The organism is Rossellomorea sp. LJF3 (genome assembly GCF_037046045.1).
Lineage (GTDB): Bacteria > Bacillota > Bacilli > Bacillales > Bacillaceae_B > Rossellomorea.
In genome coordinates, this window is sequence record NZ_JBANLY010000006.1 from 108,918 (window position 1) to 125,708 (window position 16,791).

Here is a 16,791-nt window from a genome sequence, read left to right on the forward strand (position 1 = left end):
GCGCTCCAATCAACTCTGCTTTTTCATTAGGTACTGCAGAAGCAATAAATAAACCAAACACTTTAATAAAAGGAATAAAGATGTTGAAAAATATTATTTATAGCAGTTCCTATTTCAATTTCTCTGCCAATTCCCTGGCTACGGCTTCCGGTATACCTATTTCAATAAACTCCTCCACGGTTGCTTCTTTCATCTTCTTCATGGATCCGAAATGTTTTAGAAGCTGCTTCTTCCTTTTCGGACCGATGCCGTCGATGTCGTCGAGGGTGGATTGGAATGCGCTTTTGCCTCTTAGCTGACGGTGGAAGGTGATGGCGAACCGGTGGACTTCATCCTGGATGCGCTGGAGGAGATAGAATTCCTGGCTGCGTTTTTCAAGGGGGACGATTTGCAGCGGATTGCCGTACAGCAGTTCCGATGTCTGATGCTTATCGTCTTTCGCAAGGCCTCCGATCGGGATGTCGAGACCCAATTCATTCTCGATCACGTCCCTTGCCGCTTCGATCTGACCTTTTCCCCCATCGATGATGATGAGGTCCGGTAAAGGAAGTCCGTCTTTCAGCACTCTCGTATACCTTCTCCGGACAACCTCCCTCATGGAATCATAATCATCGGGGCCCTTGACGGTTTTGATCTTGTATTTACGGTATTCTTTCTTGGCAGGTTTCCCGTCTAAGAACACAATCATCGCCGATACGGGATCACTTCCTTGGATATTGGAGTTATCAAAGGCTTCGATTCGGAAAGGTGTATAAATCCCCATATGTTCCCCAAGCCTTTCAATGGCTTTGATCGTCCGCTCTTCATCTCTCTCGATCAGTGCGAATTTTTCTCCAAGTGCCTGCTGGGCATTTTTCTCGGCAAGCTTCACAAGCTCTTTCTTTTTACCCCGTTTTGGCTGGGTCATTTTTACCTCGAGAAGTTTTTCCGCGAGTTCGATATCGATCTCTTCAGGCAAAAAGATCTCCTTCGGCTTAAAGTGGTTGGATTTGGAGTAGAACTGACCCAGGAACGTCAGGAACTCATCTTCGGGTTCATTATAAAGGGGGAATAAAGACACATCCCGCTCAATGAGCTTCCCTTGCCGGACGAAGAATACCTGAACACACATCCAGCCTTTATCAACGGAGTATCCGAACACATCACGGTCGGTGAAATCGGTCATCGTCATCTTCTGTTTTTCCATGGTCGCCTCGATATGGAGAATCTGATCGCGGAATTCCTTCGCTCTTTCAAACTCCAGATTTTCTGATGCTTCATTCATTTTCACCGTCAGCTGGTTCTTGATTTCCTTGTATCCGCCATTGAGGAATCTGGCTATTTCATCTGTCATATCACGGTACGTGTCTTTGCTCACTTCTTTAATACAGGGAGCGAGACATTGGCCCATATGATAGTAAAGGCAGGCTCGGTCAGGAAGCGTCGAGCACTTCCGTAGAGGATACAAGCGGTCGAGAAGTTTTTTCGTTTCATTTGCCGCTCCGACATTTGGATAAGGACCGAAATACTTTCCCTTTCCCCGCTGGACTTTTCTTGTGGTTATGAGTCTCGGGTGCCGTTCATTCGTTAACTTGATGAACGGATAGCTTTTATCGTCCTTTAGCATGACATTGTATTTTGGGTCATACTTTTTGATCAAATTCATTTCGAGGACAAGGGCTTCCAGGTCAGATGACGTCATGATGTACTCGAAGTCCTCGATCTCCCCTACCAGCCGCTGTGTTTTCGCATCATGGGAGCCTGTGAAATATGAACGCACCCGGTTCTTCAATACTTTGGCCTTTCCCACATAGATGATCGTCCCCTGCCTGTCCTTCATTAAATAACAGCCCGGTTGGTCGGGAAGCAGCGCTAATTTATTGGTGATATTCTGATTCATCCTTCTTCCTCCTCCCTCTGTTTCTCCCATTTATATAACGTCAAGTCATGATAGATCGGGTCGATGAGCTCACTGGAATGGAAATGCTTCTCGACTTTAAGGAACTCATCCATTTGGATCCCCTGCTTTTTAAACCCTTCGACTACTTTATCCGTCAGATAAATATCCCGTTCAGGGTAATATCGTGCGTCAGTGGTAAACACTTCATACGTTTGTACTTTCTTATGAATAAAAGGGACGTCAAGATACTCGAGTACCCTGGACTCTTCCCAGGTATATACGACGAGAGGCTCTCCTTGCCCTGCGCTCTCTAAATAATCGGCCATTTGATAAACAGCCGGAATATCCGATGCATGTTTATATAATAACGCACTTGTATGGTAAACCTGAAGCAGAAGGAATGAGAGGGCAAGAATGGAACCTGCCCATGTCAGTCGTTGTGAAAGTAACCTTCCCGCTCCAAGGAAAAAGGCAATGCCGATCAAAGGTAAAGCATGACGGGGCTTCATCACATTCTGGGCAAAAAGAGCCCAAAGGAAATAACTGCCCAAAAGCAACAGCATCAGGCTTGTCATATAACGATTCCCGTGTGATTCCTTCCTTGCTGCAGCCAAACCGACAACCAATAGAATGAGAAGGGGGAGGAACTCAGCGACACCCCCTACCCATATCGTGTTCACAAAGATCAGCTTCACTACTCTGTTCAAGAGGCTGAGATCTGAGGCACCGATCGTTCCCCCCCATTCTTGAAAATGTCCGTTCGTGAAGGAGAGGGCCAGTCGGAGAAAGCTTTCATATCCCCCTTCCGACATGCTGATCCCCGATACCCAGAGGAGCTGGAACAGGATTGCAATGAGTAGGTAAACGAAGGTATCCAGAAGTGTGACCACGCCACTCTTCCACTTTCTGTACAGGAGCATCAGGATCCCGATCCCAAGGACCAGATAAGATAACCTGATTCCAAGAAGCAGGCTGAATAGAAGCAGTGGAAGAATGAGGAATCCTTTATGATGTTTCTCATAGGCCAAAACCAAACTCCATATATACCACCACATCATCCCGACTGCTGCTCCCTCGGACATCGGCTGATTCACCATCAGGATCGTAAAGCTGCTCGTATAAACGATGGCTGTCGCCATTCCTGCAAAAGTCGGACGCACGATTCGTTTCATTAACAGAAAGAGAGGGATGATGGCACTTCCATACAGAATGATATTAAAAAGGGTCAGGGCTTGGACGGGATCCCCCACCATCAGATGAAGGACTTTCCCTCCCAGGATGAAATAAGGGTAACCGGGAAAGTGGGGCTGCATCTGGTACATATCGAAATGAAGGACTCCCAGTGCAAAATCCACCATATCCCATGTGGCCGCGTAGGATGGGATCCACATCACCTGAAGAACAAAAACAGCCGTCACAGCAAATGCCCCTGCCACATTCGGCCAACTCATATACTTCCCACTCTTCATTCTCAACGACTTCACCCTCATACTTAGTTAGACTCTCAATCATTAAAAAAAGTACCAAACATACATTCCTTTAAAGAGTGTACACCTTTCGAAAAGGGTGTTCAATCTTTAAGGGCAATGAGGTTTGGTACTGACATAATTATTTAGCTTGTGGACTCAAATCCTTCACTCCGCCTTTGACCTCTTCCTTTGCTTTCACCGACTCCCGCTTCGGTGCAGTCAGGAAGTAGATCGCTACGAAATAGCCGATATACGAAATTACTTCTTCGATGGACGGCATGGACGAATATCCGAACAACGCTTTAAGGAAAATGCCTACATCACCGGATAACAACGGGGCTGTTCCCGTATCACGAAGGAAATGGGCATAATCGATCGGATGTTCAGGCAGTAACCAGGTCAGATCGTAAAGGTGTGGAATCACACTGCCGATCAATCCTATATCCTGCATCATGGAAATCGCCTGTACAAGAAGTCCTGCAGATATGAGGATAATGAATGCCCCGGTCACTTTAAAGAAGCTCTTCAATGAAATTCTCATTGTGCCTTTAAAGAAGAAGTAAGCTACGACACAACCGATGACGACTCCCGTAATCGCTCCCCAGCCCTGCATGGCCGCTCCGATATCCCCGCCTGTAATGGCGGCGAAGAAGAATACGGTCTCCACACCTTCTCTGAGAACAACGAGGAACGAGTGGATCACCATTCCGACAATATTACCTGTCGAAATGAAATGCTTCATTTTCCCTTCCATATTCCCTTTAAGGTCACGGCTGTGCTTCGCCATCCAGAAGACCATCTGGGTAAGAAGGATGGAGGAGACCAGCATGATGCCGATCTTCAGATACATCTCGCTTCCCATGGCGGCAAATCCCGTAAAGACGACCTGAAAGAGCATCGCTACGCCGACACTGGCGATGATCGCTAATCCGGCACCAAGCCAGACAAACTTTGTAAACCGGCCATGATTTGTTTTCTTCAGATAGGTAGTGATGATCCCGATGATCAGTAACGCTTCCAGGACTTCACGAAAGGTGATCAGTAAAGCTTGTAATTCCACAATAGTTCCCCCTTACTTGCATATAGACTATTTCTATAGTGACCTTATTTACGTTTTCTGACGGCATATACAATCGCTGCTGCCAGAACCCCTACGATAATGATGATGGGTAACCAGTTCTTCAGGTTGGAAATATCCGTCCATTCCTGTTTCCCGCTTGATTCCTCAGTGGCACTTTCAGAAAAATGTCCGACTTCAAGGCTCTTAATGTCGAATTCTTTTTGCAGCGAATCCACGATGATCGTTTTACTTTCTTTAAACACATCCTGATCGGATTCCTTTGTTCCGACTCCGAACAATCCCGGGTTCCCGAGGGATTCCAGCGCTTGATCGAATTCAGTCCTGATCTTTTGATCCAATTCAGGGTTTTCCCCTTCTACTTTCGGGGATAACGTTTTATATGTAGCAAATGCTTTTGCGAGTAATCGCTTACTCGTATCATATTCCGAGAAGTTTTTATCAATGCTTTCAAGTCTTCTGGCAATATTGAGGACAAGGAGTTCATCCAGGTTTTCAATTGCCTCTCGCTTTTCTTTGTTATCAAGGTTCTGAAGGATGATCTTCGAAGGTTCTTCACCCATATGCTGATCGACTTCTTCTTGAACCGTTTCATAAATCTTTTTGGACTCTGAATAATTCGGAGGGTCTTCATCTAGCTTGATCATGATTTCTTTATACGCTTCTGCTATTTTCTCCTCACTCGGGTCGCCGTATGAATAGGCGGATGCCTGTGAAGACAGCAGGATATTTCCTAATAAAAACAATAGTACAGTGGTTATGAACGATTTTTTCATGTATGATTCCCTCCTGTTTTCAATGATAATGATTATCATTCGTATTGTCAATAAAAAATAAGTACTCAAGCATAGAAGCCGGAGTACTTATTTTTTACGAATGGAGTGGTTTTATGTTGTCATTTTGCAAAATGGTTCGTTCCTTCATCTGAAGGGATGTAATGGGCCTGTTCTTCCACATATACTTTCTCCACAGGTTTCTTCATCTCCTGAATAATGGCGGGAAGAACAGATGACATATAGGACTTGAACTTGATGAAGGATCGGCCTGTGGTCCTCACATAATACAAAATCGGGATTTCCTTCACCCGAAACCCTTTACGGACAAGGTTCAAGGTCAGCACTTGAGCGTAGTTGTAGTCATGTATGATTTCGGCATGTTCCATGGCCTGTCTCGAGAACGCCCTCATACCGGACTGCCCGTCGTAGATCCACTTTTTTAGGAGGACGCATTGAAGAAGGGTGAAACAATAGTTCCCCAATCGGCGGTGAAGCTTCATTCCATTGATGGTCCCCAAGAATCTCGACCCCATGGTATAATCCGCTTCCCCTTTAAAAATCGGCTCCAATAACTCCGGTATTTGTTCTGGCGGGTATTCTCCATCCGCATCAATCATGACCCCGATATGGGCATGAAGGTCAAAGGAGGCCCGCAGTCCTTCCCGCACCGCAGCACCCAGACCCCGATTTTTCTCAAATGTAATGATATGATCGGCACCTGCCCTTTCAGCCACTTCAACCGTTCGATCCGTTGATCCATCATTGATGACCAATACCTCTACATCTACGGATGGGTGGAAGGAACGGGGCACACGTTTAATGACATCCCCGATCGATTCTTCTTCATTATGGGCCGGCATAAATACGATGACTTTCTGCTTATTCATGTTGCTTACAACGCTCCTTTAACGCCTCGTTGAGGACAGGTCCCCTGCTGTGACTTGGAAATGGCGCCCCTAATAAATGGGCGATGGTAGGGGCCATGGAAACGAGACTGTGTTTCTCCTGGACTTTCTCTCCCTGTTTGATCCCCGGTCCTACCATAAAGAATGGGACGTATCTTTCCCCTTCATCGAGATGACCATGTCCGCCGATTCCATCTGCCTGTCCATGATCCGCACATATCATAAGGGTCGTGTTCTCCATCTTTCCTTCCGTTTCCAGCCACTCGACGTATTCTTGTATCAGGCGATCCGCCTCTTCAATCTTTTCGATGTATTCATCATATAAGACTCCCCTGCTGTGCCCGATTTGATCAGTACCGATCAATTGGACAATGAATAGATCAGGGTCCTGTTCTTCCATGATGACTTTCGCTTTATTGATAATATTTCGATCTGCTTTGTCTTTATGCATCACGGCAGTCACTGTTTCTACATCTTTACCGAAGGAATCCACCAGGTGGGCAATCCCCAGCATCTTCCCTTTTTTCCCTACTTTCCTTAGAGAATCAAAGATGCTTTCCACCTTGATCCCGAGCTTCCAGACCATATTGGATTTCATGCCGTGTTCCTTCGGATAAGTGCCTGTGAACATGGACGAAAAGCAGACAACCGTTCTTGCAGGATAGACGGTTTCCATATTCAAATACTCGGTCCCCTGTTCCATCAATGAATCAAGATATGGCGTATTCGCTTCATAGAAGCGTTCTTTCCTCATCCCGTCGATCACGATGACAACCACTTTTTCATTCGTCATCTCCTCATCCATCGCTTCACCGGATGTAAAGGAGTCATACTGCTTCGGCTTCCAGTCAAAAAGGAAATGGTGCAGAATGAACGCTAAAGCGAATACAGCACCGCAAAATACGGAATAATGGGTGGCAGGAAGCAGTTCTCCGTTGGCTAGATTCATCATCATTCCATCCCACACCGCTAAAAGGAGCAGGAATTTCGGCAGCTGCTCCTGGGCATTTCCGCTCGTTGAGTCGCTGTTCTTCAACACCAGTTTCCAAAACCGGGTGAAATTCAGCCAATCCGTCCCGATCCGGAGATGGTAATAAAATGTTCCCCAGAAAAAGACGGTGAAAAAGAAATAAAGACCAATCCCGAAGCCCCAGAGAGCTAAATTGGGTGATTCAAAGAATAACAGATAGCCGATGATCGGGATCCATAAATAGTTCCTCAGGAACAACGGAAAATCATAATAGAAATACAAAATAAATAGAGGTAGGGTAAACAGCAAGCTTATGAGGAACGGAAACCATTCCCCTTGCAGCAACCCCTGTAAATGAAAGAGTGTCATGGTCCCTATTACGAAAATTGGGGTGAATGGTTTCCCTTCATTCAGCAGGTTCCAGCATCTGGCCGCCGTTTTTTCAAATTTTGATGCGCTTTTCAATTTCATTCATCCTTTCATCCTGCTCCACCGTTTCACATTTTTGATGGAAACGGGGCATACCGCGATTACGATTCCTCCAGCTATAAAGGAGAATATAAACTTTAACCCATGACTCACGATCGCCATGGAAAGACCAATGCCAAGTGGGATACCGGCAGAAAGCAATGTATAGCTCATGACCGATTCATACGTACCAAGTCCTCCAGGTGCAAATTGAAATAACTGGCCGATGATTGTCACACTGTTGACCCAAACCGCTTCCCCCATAGATAGGGGTTCAAGCATGATCAAGGAAACACCATAAAGAATGGCCCCTTCCAATATCCAGCTCAAGAATACAAGGGTGATGACCATAAGCCCCCTGACGCCTGATAAGGCAGCTTTCAGCATACTAATCTGTTCTGAGAGAAAATCGGAAGGGACGTACCTGATAAGGAGTACCCCTATCAATACGGAACACCCGACCAATCCAAACGAGTATAGACCTGGCAGCTTTAGTGGCAGCGGAATAAATAGCAGACCGATACCTGCCAGAATCATGAGAAATAAAATGTCCATCACTCTCAAAACGAATACAGAATGAAACGAGCGTGCAACACTGATTTGCTTTTCACGCTGATTCATCACCATAACCCGCAGCCCGTCTCCTACCTTCAAAGGAAACAGATGATTAAACAACAAACTGTAAAACAAACCGATTAAACAGCTTGATAACCTCACATGTTCATTCAGGTAGATCTTCCACGCCATCCCTTTCAGTAAAAAGGATAAAAAATAGATTCCTAAAACACAGAATAGGATAAAAGGGTGCTGGAGCATCTGTCCGATGGCTTCCATCATAAACTCTTTGTCAAAATAGAAACCGACCAAGAAGAAGAACAGACCCAATAATACGAATCTAATCGCATTCTTTGCGAACTTATAGACCGTTTTGTTCATATTTCTTCATCCATTGAACCGTTCTTTTTATTCCTTCTTCAAAGGAGACGGAAGGAGAATAGCCGAGGATCTCTTTAGCCTTCATACTATCCGCATAGGTAGATGTCACATCCCCTGCTCTTCTATCCGTGACGTGGAGCTTGAGGTAAGGGAAGTGTGTTCTTAGTTCACTTATCAGTCCCTCCATTGAAATCGGAGAACCATTCCCGAGGTTAAACGTTCCCGACTCTTCACTTCTGATCGCCTTGTATGTACCATCCACGATATCATCTATGTACGTATAATCCCTCTTATTCTCCAGTCCATAAATCGGGATTTCCCCACCATTCATAAGCTTTTTGATGAAAGAATAGATCGCCATGTCGGGTCTGCCCCATGGCCCATAAACCGTAAAGAAACGAAGGATCGTCAAGTCCATTCCATAAATGGACGCATAGGCTTTACAGAACGATTCGGCACTGTACTTTGCAGCGGCATATGGGGACACCACCGCACCGGTTGCGTCATCTTCTTTGGATGGTTTGTGATCGGTATTTCCATAAACGGATGAAGAAGAAGCAAAGACAAATTTCCTGATGCCGCTCTCCCCCGCCATCCGCAGCGTGTTGATCGTCGCTTTGATGTCATAATCGACATATTCATTCGGCACATGCAAGGAATGGGAGACGCCTGGAATCGCCGCCAAGTGCACGACGCAATCGGCTTTAAAATCATGGAATACATCTTGTAATTCCCCTTCATCTAGTAGTAAATCCTTTTGGACGAAGCGGAACGAACCCATTTCCCTCACAAAGGACAACTGTCTCTTTTTTCTTTCAGGTGAATAATAGGGATGAAAGCTGTCTACGATCAACAGCTCGTGTTTCTCTTCAATGAGCTTTCTTGATAGATGGGATCCGATGAACCCGGCCCCTCCTGTAACAATAATCTTCAATTCCTTACACCTCGTACATTACGATTTAATCATTTCTATATTGTACCTCACCTGAGTGAGAAAGTGAAAAAGGGTTGACCCCAATGTGCAAAAAAGCACCATCCTCCAAGCAGAACTTGAAGGATGGACTTTACGCACGGGTCAACCCAATAAACTATTTATTCGCTTTCGCCACCACATCATTCAATACGTTCTGAATGTTCGTTCTGAGCGTTTCTGCTTTCTCTTTGTCCTGTGACTTAACAGCTTCTAAGTAGCTTTGAGCATCGCTTGATAGAGATTGATATTCTTCTTCACCGATAAGACTCTTTAGATCTGATGAAATAAGATCAATGAACAGTGCACCTTCCAAGGCTGTGATCGCTGCCTTATCTTCGCCCCAGTTCTCTCCACTTTCCTCATATTCGTGTATGGCGATTTTAGAGAAACCGCGAACAAATGCATGATTCACTGCTTCAGGGTCGATGGATGTCACATCCGTTTGCAGATCGAATTGTGTGTTGATCATTTTTGCTTCTTCCGGGGCATTCCCTGATAGATAACTATCAAGAGATTGATAGAAAGCCCAACCTTCTGCCTGCTCGGCTTTTGCAGCTTCAGCATTTCCCTTCGCTTCTTCAGACGCCTTCATGGCATAACCGTTCGGAAGGGCACCTGCAGCAAGATAAAATGTCTTCATGAGCGTCTTATCCACGACTTGTTTCCCCAATTGGAAGCCGAGCTCATTATCCTCTTCAACCGCCTTCTCCATTTCATTGAATCCACCATTTATCGCATCAATCATTTTCGTGTCATAAGCCTGGTCACGCTTTTGAACAGTCGGCTCTAAAATGGCATAGAATTCTTTTGCTTCTTCTATTTCTTCGTTCACTTCTTCTTTATTTCCCCAGTTTTCCGCTACTTCCGTAAATTCATGCTTCATCGATGTATAAAATACTTTTTGCATTAATTTATCAAAAATCTGCGCTACCACGACTTGATCGAGTGAACCATCCTTACCTGCTTCAAGAGCTGTGGAAATATGTTCATCCACTTTACCTTCTGTTTCCTGATCACGTTTTTGCACTAGCTCCTGTAAGTCATCCTTATAAATGGACGTCACTTTATCATAATCGACTTCTTTGTCTTCTTTTGCTTTTGAAAGTTCAGCCTTCGCTTCTTCAAATGAGGCAGAGAAATCAATGTCTGCTTGTTCAGTTTCATCTTCTTTTTCAACCTGTTTTGAATCATTTGAAGCAGACGATTTGTCTTCACTGCTCTTCTCATCTGTTCCACAACCCGCCAAAACAGAACCTGTTAATAAGAATGCTGCAAAAATCTTCGTTAAATCTCTCTTTCTCATATGTATAAACCTCCGACTGTTTAATTGATAATGATTTTCAATTCCATTTAAATTATATCGAGAACGATTCTCATAGTCAACGAGTTTTTGAAATTTTTTGGCGGGGAACTCTTTAGGGGGCGCTGCAGTTTATTGAGGGGTGGGCCTTTAGACAAAACAAAAAACCGGAGCTGAACTTCAGCCCCGGTTTTTCATCAACATTTCTTATACGTGTTTGTTTAATAGTTCAGCAAGTGCTTCCTTAGGTTGGAAACCGATTACTTTGTCTACCACTTCGCCGTCTTTAAGGACAACTAAAGTCGGGATGCTCATTACTCCATATTTTCCTGCTGTTTCCTGGTTTTCATCAACGTCGACTTTGACGATCTTCACTTTGTCGCCCATTTCGCTATCAAGCTCTTCCAGTACAGGTGCGATCATTTTACAAGGTCCACACCAAGGAGCCCAGAAATCTGCAAGTACCAGTCCAGAGTTTGTATCAGTTGTGAATGATTGATCAGTAGCATGTGTAATAGCCATATATATGCGCCTCCTAAAATCTTTGAATGTAACGTAAGTATATCACCGTTTTTTTATGGATGCTATCTTTCTGCTCGTAGGTAATATTCCCGATTGATTATGGAATATACCCCGGTAGAAAAAATAAGGCGCAGCCCGTGATTCAGCTACGTCCTTATTTGTATTATATTATTCTCATACCCGTTAATCGTTCCTGTAAACGTATGGACGGATTAAGAAGAAGATACTTTTAACTTCTTGAATTCTTCCGTTAACATCGGTACTACTTCGAACAGGTCTCCAACGATTCCGTAGTCCGCTACGTTAAAGATATTCGCTTCAGGATCTTTATTGATCGCAACGATGACCTTGGAGTTGGACATACCCGCCAAATGCTGGATAGCTCCTGAAATACCACATGCAATATACAGATCAGGTGTTACGACTTTACCTGTTTGACCAATTTGTAATGAGTAGTCGCAATAGTCAGCGTCACACGCTCCACGGGAAGCTCCGACAGCTCCACCAAGCACGTCAGCAAGTTCCTTAAGAGGATTGAATCCATCTTCACTCTTCACACCGCGTCCGCCGGCGATGATGACTTTCGCTTCGGAAAGATCCACCCCTTCGCTCGCTTTGCGAACGACTTCTTTAATGATGGTACGTAAGTCTTTAATATCGACAGAAAGGGATGTAACCTCACCACTACGTGACTCATCCTTCGCCAAGGGCTCGATGTTGTTTGGACGGATCGTCGCAAAGATCACTCCGTCAGTCACAATTTTCTTTTCAAATGCTTTCCCAGAATAGATCGGTCTTGTGAAGACGAGGTTACCGCCTGCTTCCTCAAGATCCGTTGCATCGGAAATCAATCCTGTGCTGAGCTTGCTTGCCACTTTAGGAGACAGGTCCTTTCCAAGTGCCGTATGACCGAAGATGATCCCTTCAGGCTTCTCTTCATCGATGACTGACAGGATTGCCTGTGAATATCCATCTGACGTATACTGTTCCAGTTTATCATCTTCCACAACCACTACTTTATCGGCACCATACTGGATCATTTCATTTCCTAAAGCGCTTACACTTTTGCCGATTAAAACGCCGACAACTTCTCCGCCTTCAGATACTGTCTTACCTGCCGCAATCGCTTCAAAGGAAACATTACGTAATGATCCGTCCCGAACTTCTCCAAGTACTAATACTTTTCTCGCCATGTTAAAATACCCCCTGAATGTTAGTTATTCCTGTGACTCCCGCTTATATAACTTTCGCTTCATTGCGAAGAAGGGAAACAAGCTCTGATACTTGAGCGTCCAATTCGCCTTCTAATACTTTACCGGCTTCCTTCTTCGGTGGAAGGTAGATTTCAATTGTCTTGGTCTTAGCTTCTACATCATCTTCGTCTAAATCGATATCGTCCAATTCCACTTCATCCAAAGGCTTCTTCTTTGCCTTCATGATTCCTGGAAGGGATGGGTAACGAGGTTCGTTCAATCCTTGTTGAGCTGTCACTAATAATGGAAGAGACGTTTCGATGACTTCTGAATCCCCTTCAACGTCACGCGTGACCGTTACCGTTTCACCATCGATTTCCAGTTTCGTGATCGTCGTTACATATGGAATATCAAGCTGTTCTGCCACACGTGGCCCGACTTGTCCAGATCCACCGTCAATGGCTACATTACCTGCAAGGATCAAATCTACTTCCTGCTCTTTTAAATAGTGAGCAAGGATCTTGGCCGTTGTGAATTGATCTCCATGATCAAGATCATCCTCTGTATTGATAAGGACTGCTTTATCAGCGCCCATTGCTAAAGCCGTTCTCAATTGCTTTTCGCTTTCTTCCCCGCCGACGGTTACCACTGTCACTTCGCCGCCATGTGCATCACGGACTTGAATTGCTTCTTCGACTGCATATTCATCGTAAGGATTTATGATAAATTCAGCTCCGTCTTCGGCAATTTGACCGTTTTGGATCGAAATTTTCTCCTCAGTATCAAACGTTCTTTTCAAAAGTACATAGATGTTCATTCGTAAGTCCCTCCTAATAATGTAAACATTCTTTCCCTTAAAAAGATTTCGACAATTTAACCCCTTTGAATGGGCAGCATTGATATTCAACACTGCCCCTCAAGTAATAGTTTACTATATTACTAGAATGTATTCTAGCCTTTAAAGTGTGGTTCTCTCTTTTCAACGAATGCCGAAATTCCTTCTTTGGCATCGGCGGACACAAATACTTCACCAAAAAGATCCGATTCTCTCATAACACCTTCATAGAAACGATCATCTTTCGTATAACTTAACAGCTCAATGGCAGCCTTCATCGCTCCCGGGCTCTTCTTCGCAATCTTATCGGCCATTTCTTTCGCCTTATCGAAAAGCTCGTCTTCCGGATAAGCCTTATTGGCAAGACCCCACTGAACCGCTTCTGTTCCGCTGATCGGGTCACTCGTCAACAGCATTTCTGCCGCTTTCGCCCGTCCAACCAGTTTCGGAAGGCGCTGGGATCCGGCAAATCCTGGAACCAGCCCGAGTTGAAGCTCAGGTAAGCCGAGTTTGGCATTTTCACTCACCAATCGGATATGACAGCCCATTGCGAGTTCCAGTCCGCCACCTAAAGCGGCACCATGAATGGCTGCAATGATCGGTTTCGGGAAGTTCTCCATCCGTTCAAAGACGTCCTGGCCTTTTTTCGCAAGCTTGGAGAATTCTTCACCACTTTCGATCGTCGTGAATTCCTTGATATCGGCACCAGCCGAGAAGAACCGTCCTTCACCTTTCAGTAAGATCACACGGACATCCGAATTGGTTTCAAGTTCATCAAGAACCGCGTCGATTTCCTTGATGAGTCCACTTGCGAGTGCATTTGCGGGAGGTCTTTGAATCAGGACGGTTGCGACCTGTCCCTCTAAGACCCATGATAAACTTTCCATCTCTAATCCCCCTAAACTAGTTTAGTTCCTGCCTCCGCATCCATGAAGCAAAAGCTTATGAATAGCAGGGACTTGTTCGACTAAGTCGTATTTTTGATCGTTCATCACCCATGTTGTCGCCATTTCATCCAGAGTGCCAAAGATCATTTGGCGGGCGAGGCGAACATTCAGATCACTTGAGAACTCGCCTGATTCGATCCCGCTGATCAGGATCTTATCGACTAATTCCAGATAGCCCTTTAACACATCATTGATTTTCAATCGGATATCTTTATTCGATTGTCTAAGCTCCAATTGTGTGACGATGGCAAGATGATGATCATCCGACAGTATCCTACAATGATTTTCAATCATCACTAATAATTTCTCTGAAACTGTCTGTTTTCCTGCAATAACTTCTTCAATTTTTTCGACAAAGAGAACCATTTTTTCTTTAAACAACGAAATCAGGATATCTTCTTTGTTTTTAAAATAAAGATAGATGGTTCCGTCAGCCACCCCTGCCTGTTTTGCAATCTTTGACACCTGTGCCTGATGGTACCCATTTTCTGCTATCACAATAACAGCAGCATCGATTATTTGCATGTATTTTGGTTTATTTCGTTTCATAAGTTTTGACCTGCCTTAACAAAATATGAATGACCATTCATTCATATTTCAATAATAAAAGGTTTCTCATTGATTGTCAAGAAGGGATCCTTGTCCCACTTCCAATCAAAAAGAAAAAGCTCAAGTGGGTGACATCCTAACTTGTTTTCTGCTCTTCCTCGATCTTTTTCCGCTCCTCATCCACGAGGGCCCTTCTCAGGATTTTCCCGACAGCTGTTTTAGGCAGTTCCTTCCTGAATTCATAAATCCTCGGCACTTTATAGGCAGCCAGGTATTTACGGGAATATTCATTCAGTTCCTCCTCGGTCAGGGACTCTCCTTCTTTCAAGACAACGTATGCCTTGACGGTTTCCCCTCTATACGGATCGGGAACCCCTGCTGCGACAACTTCCTGAATGGCAGGATGCTCGTAGAGGACTTCTTCAATTTCCCGTGGATAGATATTAAAGCCGCCGGCAATGATCATATCCTTCTTGCGATCCACTACGTAAAAATAGCCCTTTTCATCCATATAGCCTATATCTCCCGTCAACAGCCATCCGTCCTTTAACGTTTGTTCCGTTTCCTCAGGCCGGTTCCAGTATCCTTTCATCACCTGTGGACCCTTGACGACGATTTCACCCATCTCATTTGGAGGCAGGGGTTCTCCCGTTTCCATTGAGAAGATGGCACTGTCCGTACCCGGCCATGGGACACCGATGCTTCCCTTTATCCTCGCTTTATCCCAAAGGAAATTGGAATGAGTGACTGGGGATGATTCGGTCAATCCGTATCCTTCGACGAGCTTCCCACCCGTGACTTCCTCGAATTGCTGCTGCACCTCAACCGGTAATGGCGCACTTCCACTGAGACATGAATCGATGGATGATAAGTCATATTTCTTTAAATCCGGGTGATTCAAGAGTCCGATATAGATCGTAGGGGCTCCTGGAAACAGGGTAGGCTTCAGTTTCTGTATCGTCTTCAATGTTGTTTCTGCATCAAACTTAGGAAGCAGGATCATCTTATATCCCTGCATGACGGAAAGAATCAACACGGCAGTCATGCCATACACATGAAAGAATGGCAGGATCCCAAGCATCTTTTCTTCCCCTTTTTTACACTTATACAGCCAGGCATCGCACATGGAGGCATTGGCCACCAGATTTTTGTGGGTCAGCATGACGCCTTTAGGGAAACCTGTCGTACCGCCTGTGTATTGAAGCAGGGCCAGATCATTTTCAAAATCGAATTCTTCCTGGGAAATCGCTTCAGCCACCGCCGTTTTCATGATTTCCGTGAATAAATGATTCTGACCTCTATGATCCACTTTCACGACGATACCATATTGTTTCTTCTGGATGAATGGGTAAATGAGATTCTTAGGGAAAGGAAGATAGTCTTTGATAGCGGTTACAATGATGTGCTCAAGGTCGGTGTTTTTCATCACTTTTGATACCCTGGGGTAAAGAATGTCCAATGTAAGGATCACCTTGGCTCCGGAGTCATTCATTTGATATTCGATTTCCCTTTCCATATATAATGGATTGGTTTGTACCACCACTCCGCCTGCATAAAGGATGCCGTAATAGGCGATGACGGATTGGGGGGTATTGGGAAGCATAATCGCCACCCGATCGCCTTTGTTGATCCCGAGTGTCTTAAGGTAGCCGGCGAATTTGAGAGCCGATTCGTATAGCTCCTTGTATCCTATTTCCTTGCCCATGAAATGAATCGCTGCTTTATCTCCATACAGAGAAGCGGCTTCGGTCAAATAGGACTGCAAAGGTTTTTCAACAAGGTTGAGCTCCTTTGGTATTTCCGCCGGGTATTCAGCAAGCCATGGTTGGTTCATTGTAATCCCTCCTTCTGAATAGTTAGAAAATTTATTCTATTCATTATTATAATATAAGGGGACTTCAGTTACAATTTGAAAAAATCGCTGACCATACTTTCTTCCTATCCATGAAGCTTGACCTTTCTTACAGAACTTTTTTCAAAAGAAAACAGAC

15 protein-coding genes are annotated in these 16,791 nt (G+C 44.7%); all 15 read right to left on the minus strand.

Annotated features, from left to right (window positions below; translation table 11 throughout):
- Positions 1-109: 109 nt before the first annotated feature.
- The 15 genes from uvrC to V8G47_RS08465 all read right to left on the minus strand — a co-directional run bounded on the left by uvrC (position 110) and on the right by V8G47_RS08465 (position 16,634).
- Positions 110-1,879: an excinuclease ABC subunit UvrC gene (uvrC, locus tag V8G47_RS08395; RefSeq protein WP_336199710.1), complete on the minus strand. Its 1,770-nt coding sequence runs from the start codon at positions 1,877-1,879 to the stop codon at positions 110-112.
- Entirely contained in the window at positions 1,876-3,354 is a 1,479-nt protein-coding gene (locus V8G47_RS08400; protein WP_336199711.1) for a hypothetical protein, read from the minus strand. The genes uvrC and V8G47_RS08400 overlap by 4 nt, the downstream gene beginning before the upstream one ends.
- A 133-nt stretch (positions 3,355-3,487) precedes the next feature.
- The gene (locus V8G47_RS08405) at positions 3,488-4,408 is read right to left on the minus strand and encodes an FTR1 family iron permease (protein WP_336199712.1); all 921 of its coding nucleotides are present in this window, start codon (positions 4,406-4,408) and stop codon (positions 3,488-3,490) included.
- A gap of 44 nt (positions 4,409-4,452) precedes the next feature.
- Positions 4,453-5,202: a hypothetical protein gene (locus V8G47_RS08410; protein ID WP_336199713.1), complete on the minus strand. Its 750-nt coding sequence runs from the start codon at positions 5,200-5,202 to the stop codon at positions 4,453-4,455.
- Between the two features lie 119 nt (positions 5,203-5,321).
- Positions 5,322-6,089, minus strand: coding sequence for a glycosyltransferase family 2 protein (locus tag V8G47_RS08415; RefSeq protein WP_336199714.1), 768 nt, complete (start codon positions 6,087-6,089; stop codon positions 5,322-5,324).
- Positions 6,082-7,542 (minus strand): alkaline phosphatase family protein, encoded by a 1,461-nt coding sequence (locus V8G47_RS08420; RefSeq protein WP_336199756.1) that lies wholly within the window; start codon positions 7,540-7,542, stop codon positions 6,082-6,084. The genes V8G47_RS08415 and V8G47_RS08420 overlap by 8 nt, the downstream gene beginning before the upstream one ends.
- Before the next feature lie 6 nt (positions 7,543-7,548).
- Positions 7,549-8,481 (minus strand): lysylphosphatidylglycerol synthase transmembrane domain-containing protein, encoded by a 933-nt coding sequence (locus tag V8G47_RS08425; RefSeq protein WP_336199715.1) that lies wholly within the window; start codon positions 8,479-8,481, stop codon positions 7,549-7,551.
- Positions 8,462-9,415 (minus strand): NAD-dependent epimerase/dehydratase family protein, encoded by a 954-nt coding sequence (locus V8G47_RS08430; protein ID WP_336199716.1) that lies wholly within the window; start codon positions 9,413-9,415, stop codon positions 8,462-8,464. Before V8G47_RS08430 ends, V8G47_RS08425 begins: the two co-directional genes overlap by 20 nt.
- Before the next feature lie 154 nt (positions 9,416-9,569).
- Positions 9,570-10,757: a hypothetical protein gene (locus V8G47_RS08435; RefSeq protein ID WP_336199717.1), complete on the minus strand. Its 1,188-nt coding sequence runs from the start codon at positions 10,755-10,757 to the stop codon at positions 9,570-9,572.
- Positions 10,758-10,961: 204 nt separating this feature from the next.
- Positions 10,962-11,276 carry a thioredoxin gene (trxA, locus tag V8G47_RS08440; RefSeq protein WP_034757073.1) on the minus strand — a complete coding sequence of 105 codons (315 nt, stop codon included), beginning with the start codon at positions 11,274-11,276 and terminating at the stop codon, positions 10,962-10,964.
- Positions 11,277-11,488: 212 nt separating this feature from the next.
- Positions 11,489-12,469: an electron transfer flavoprotein subunit alpha/FixB family protein gene (locus tag V8G47_RS08445; protein ID WP_336199718.1), complete on the minus strand. Its 981-nt coding sequence runs from the start codon at positions 12,467-12,469 to the stop codon at positions 11,489-11,491.
- A gap of 43 nt (positions 12,470-12,512) precedes the next feature.
- Positions 12,513-13,286: an electron transfer flavoprotein subunit beta/FixA family protein gene (locus V8G47_RS08450; protein WP_034757067.1), complete on the minus strand. Its 774-nt coding sequence runs from the start codon at positions 13,284-13,286 to the stop codon at positions 12,513-12,515.
- Positions 13,287-13,420: 134 nt separating this feature from the next.
- On the minus strand, positions 13,421-14,191 hold the full coding sequence (locus V8G47_RS08455; protein WP_034757064.1) for an enoyl-CoA hydratase: 771 nt from the start codon (positions 14,189-14,191) through the stop codon (positions 13,421-13,423).
- A 21-nt stretch (positions 14,192-14,212) separates the two neighbouring features.
- Complete coding sequence (locus V8G47_RS08460) at positions 14,213-14,800, minus strand: TetR/AcrR family transcriptional regulator (RefSeq protein WP_098439682.1); 588 nt, start codon at positions 14,798-14,800, stop codon at positions 14,213-14,215.
- Positions 14,801-14,936: 136 nt separating this feature from the next.
- Positions 14,937-16,634 (minus strand): AMP-binding protein, encoded by a 1,698-nt coding sequence (locus V8G47_RS08465; protein ID WP_442970815.1) that lies wholly within the window; start codon positions 16,632-16,634, stop codon positions 14,937-14,939.
- Positions 16,635-16,791 lie beyond the last annotated feature (157 nt).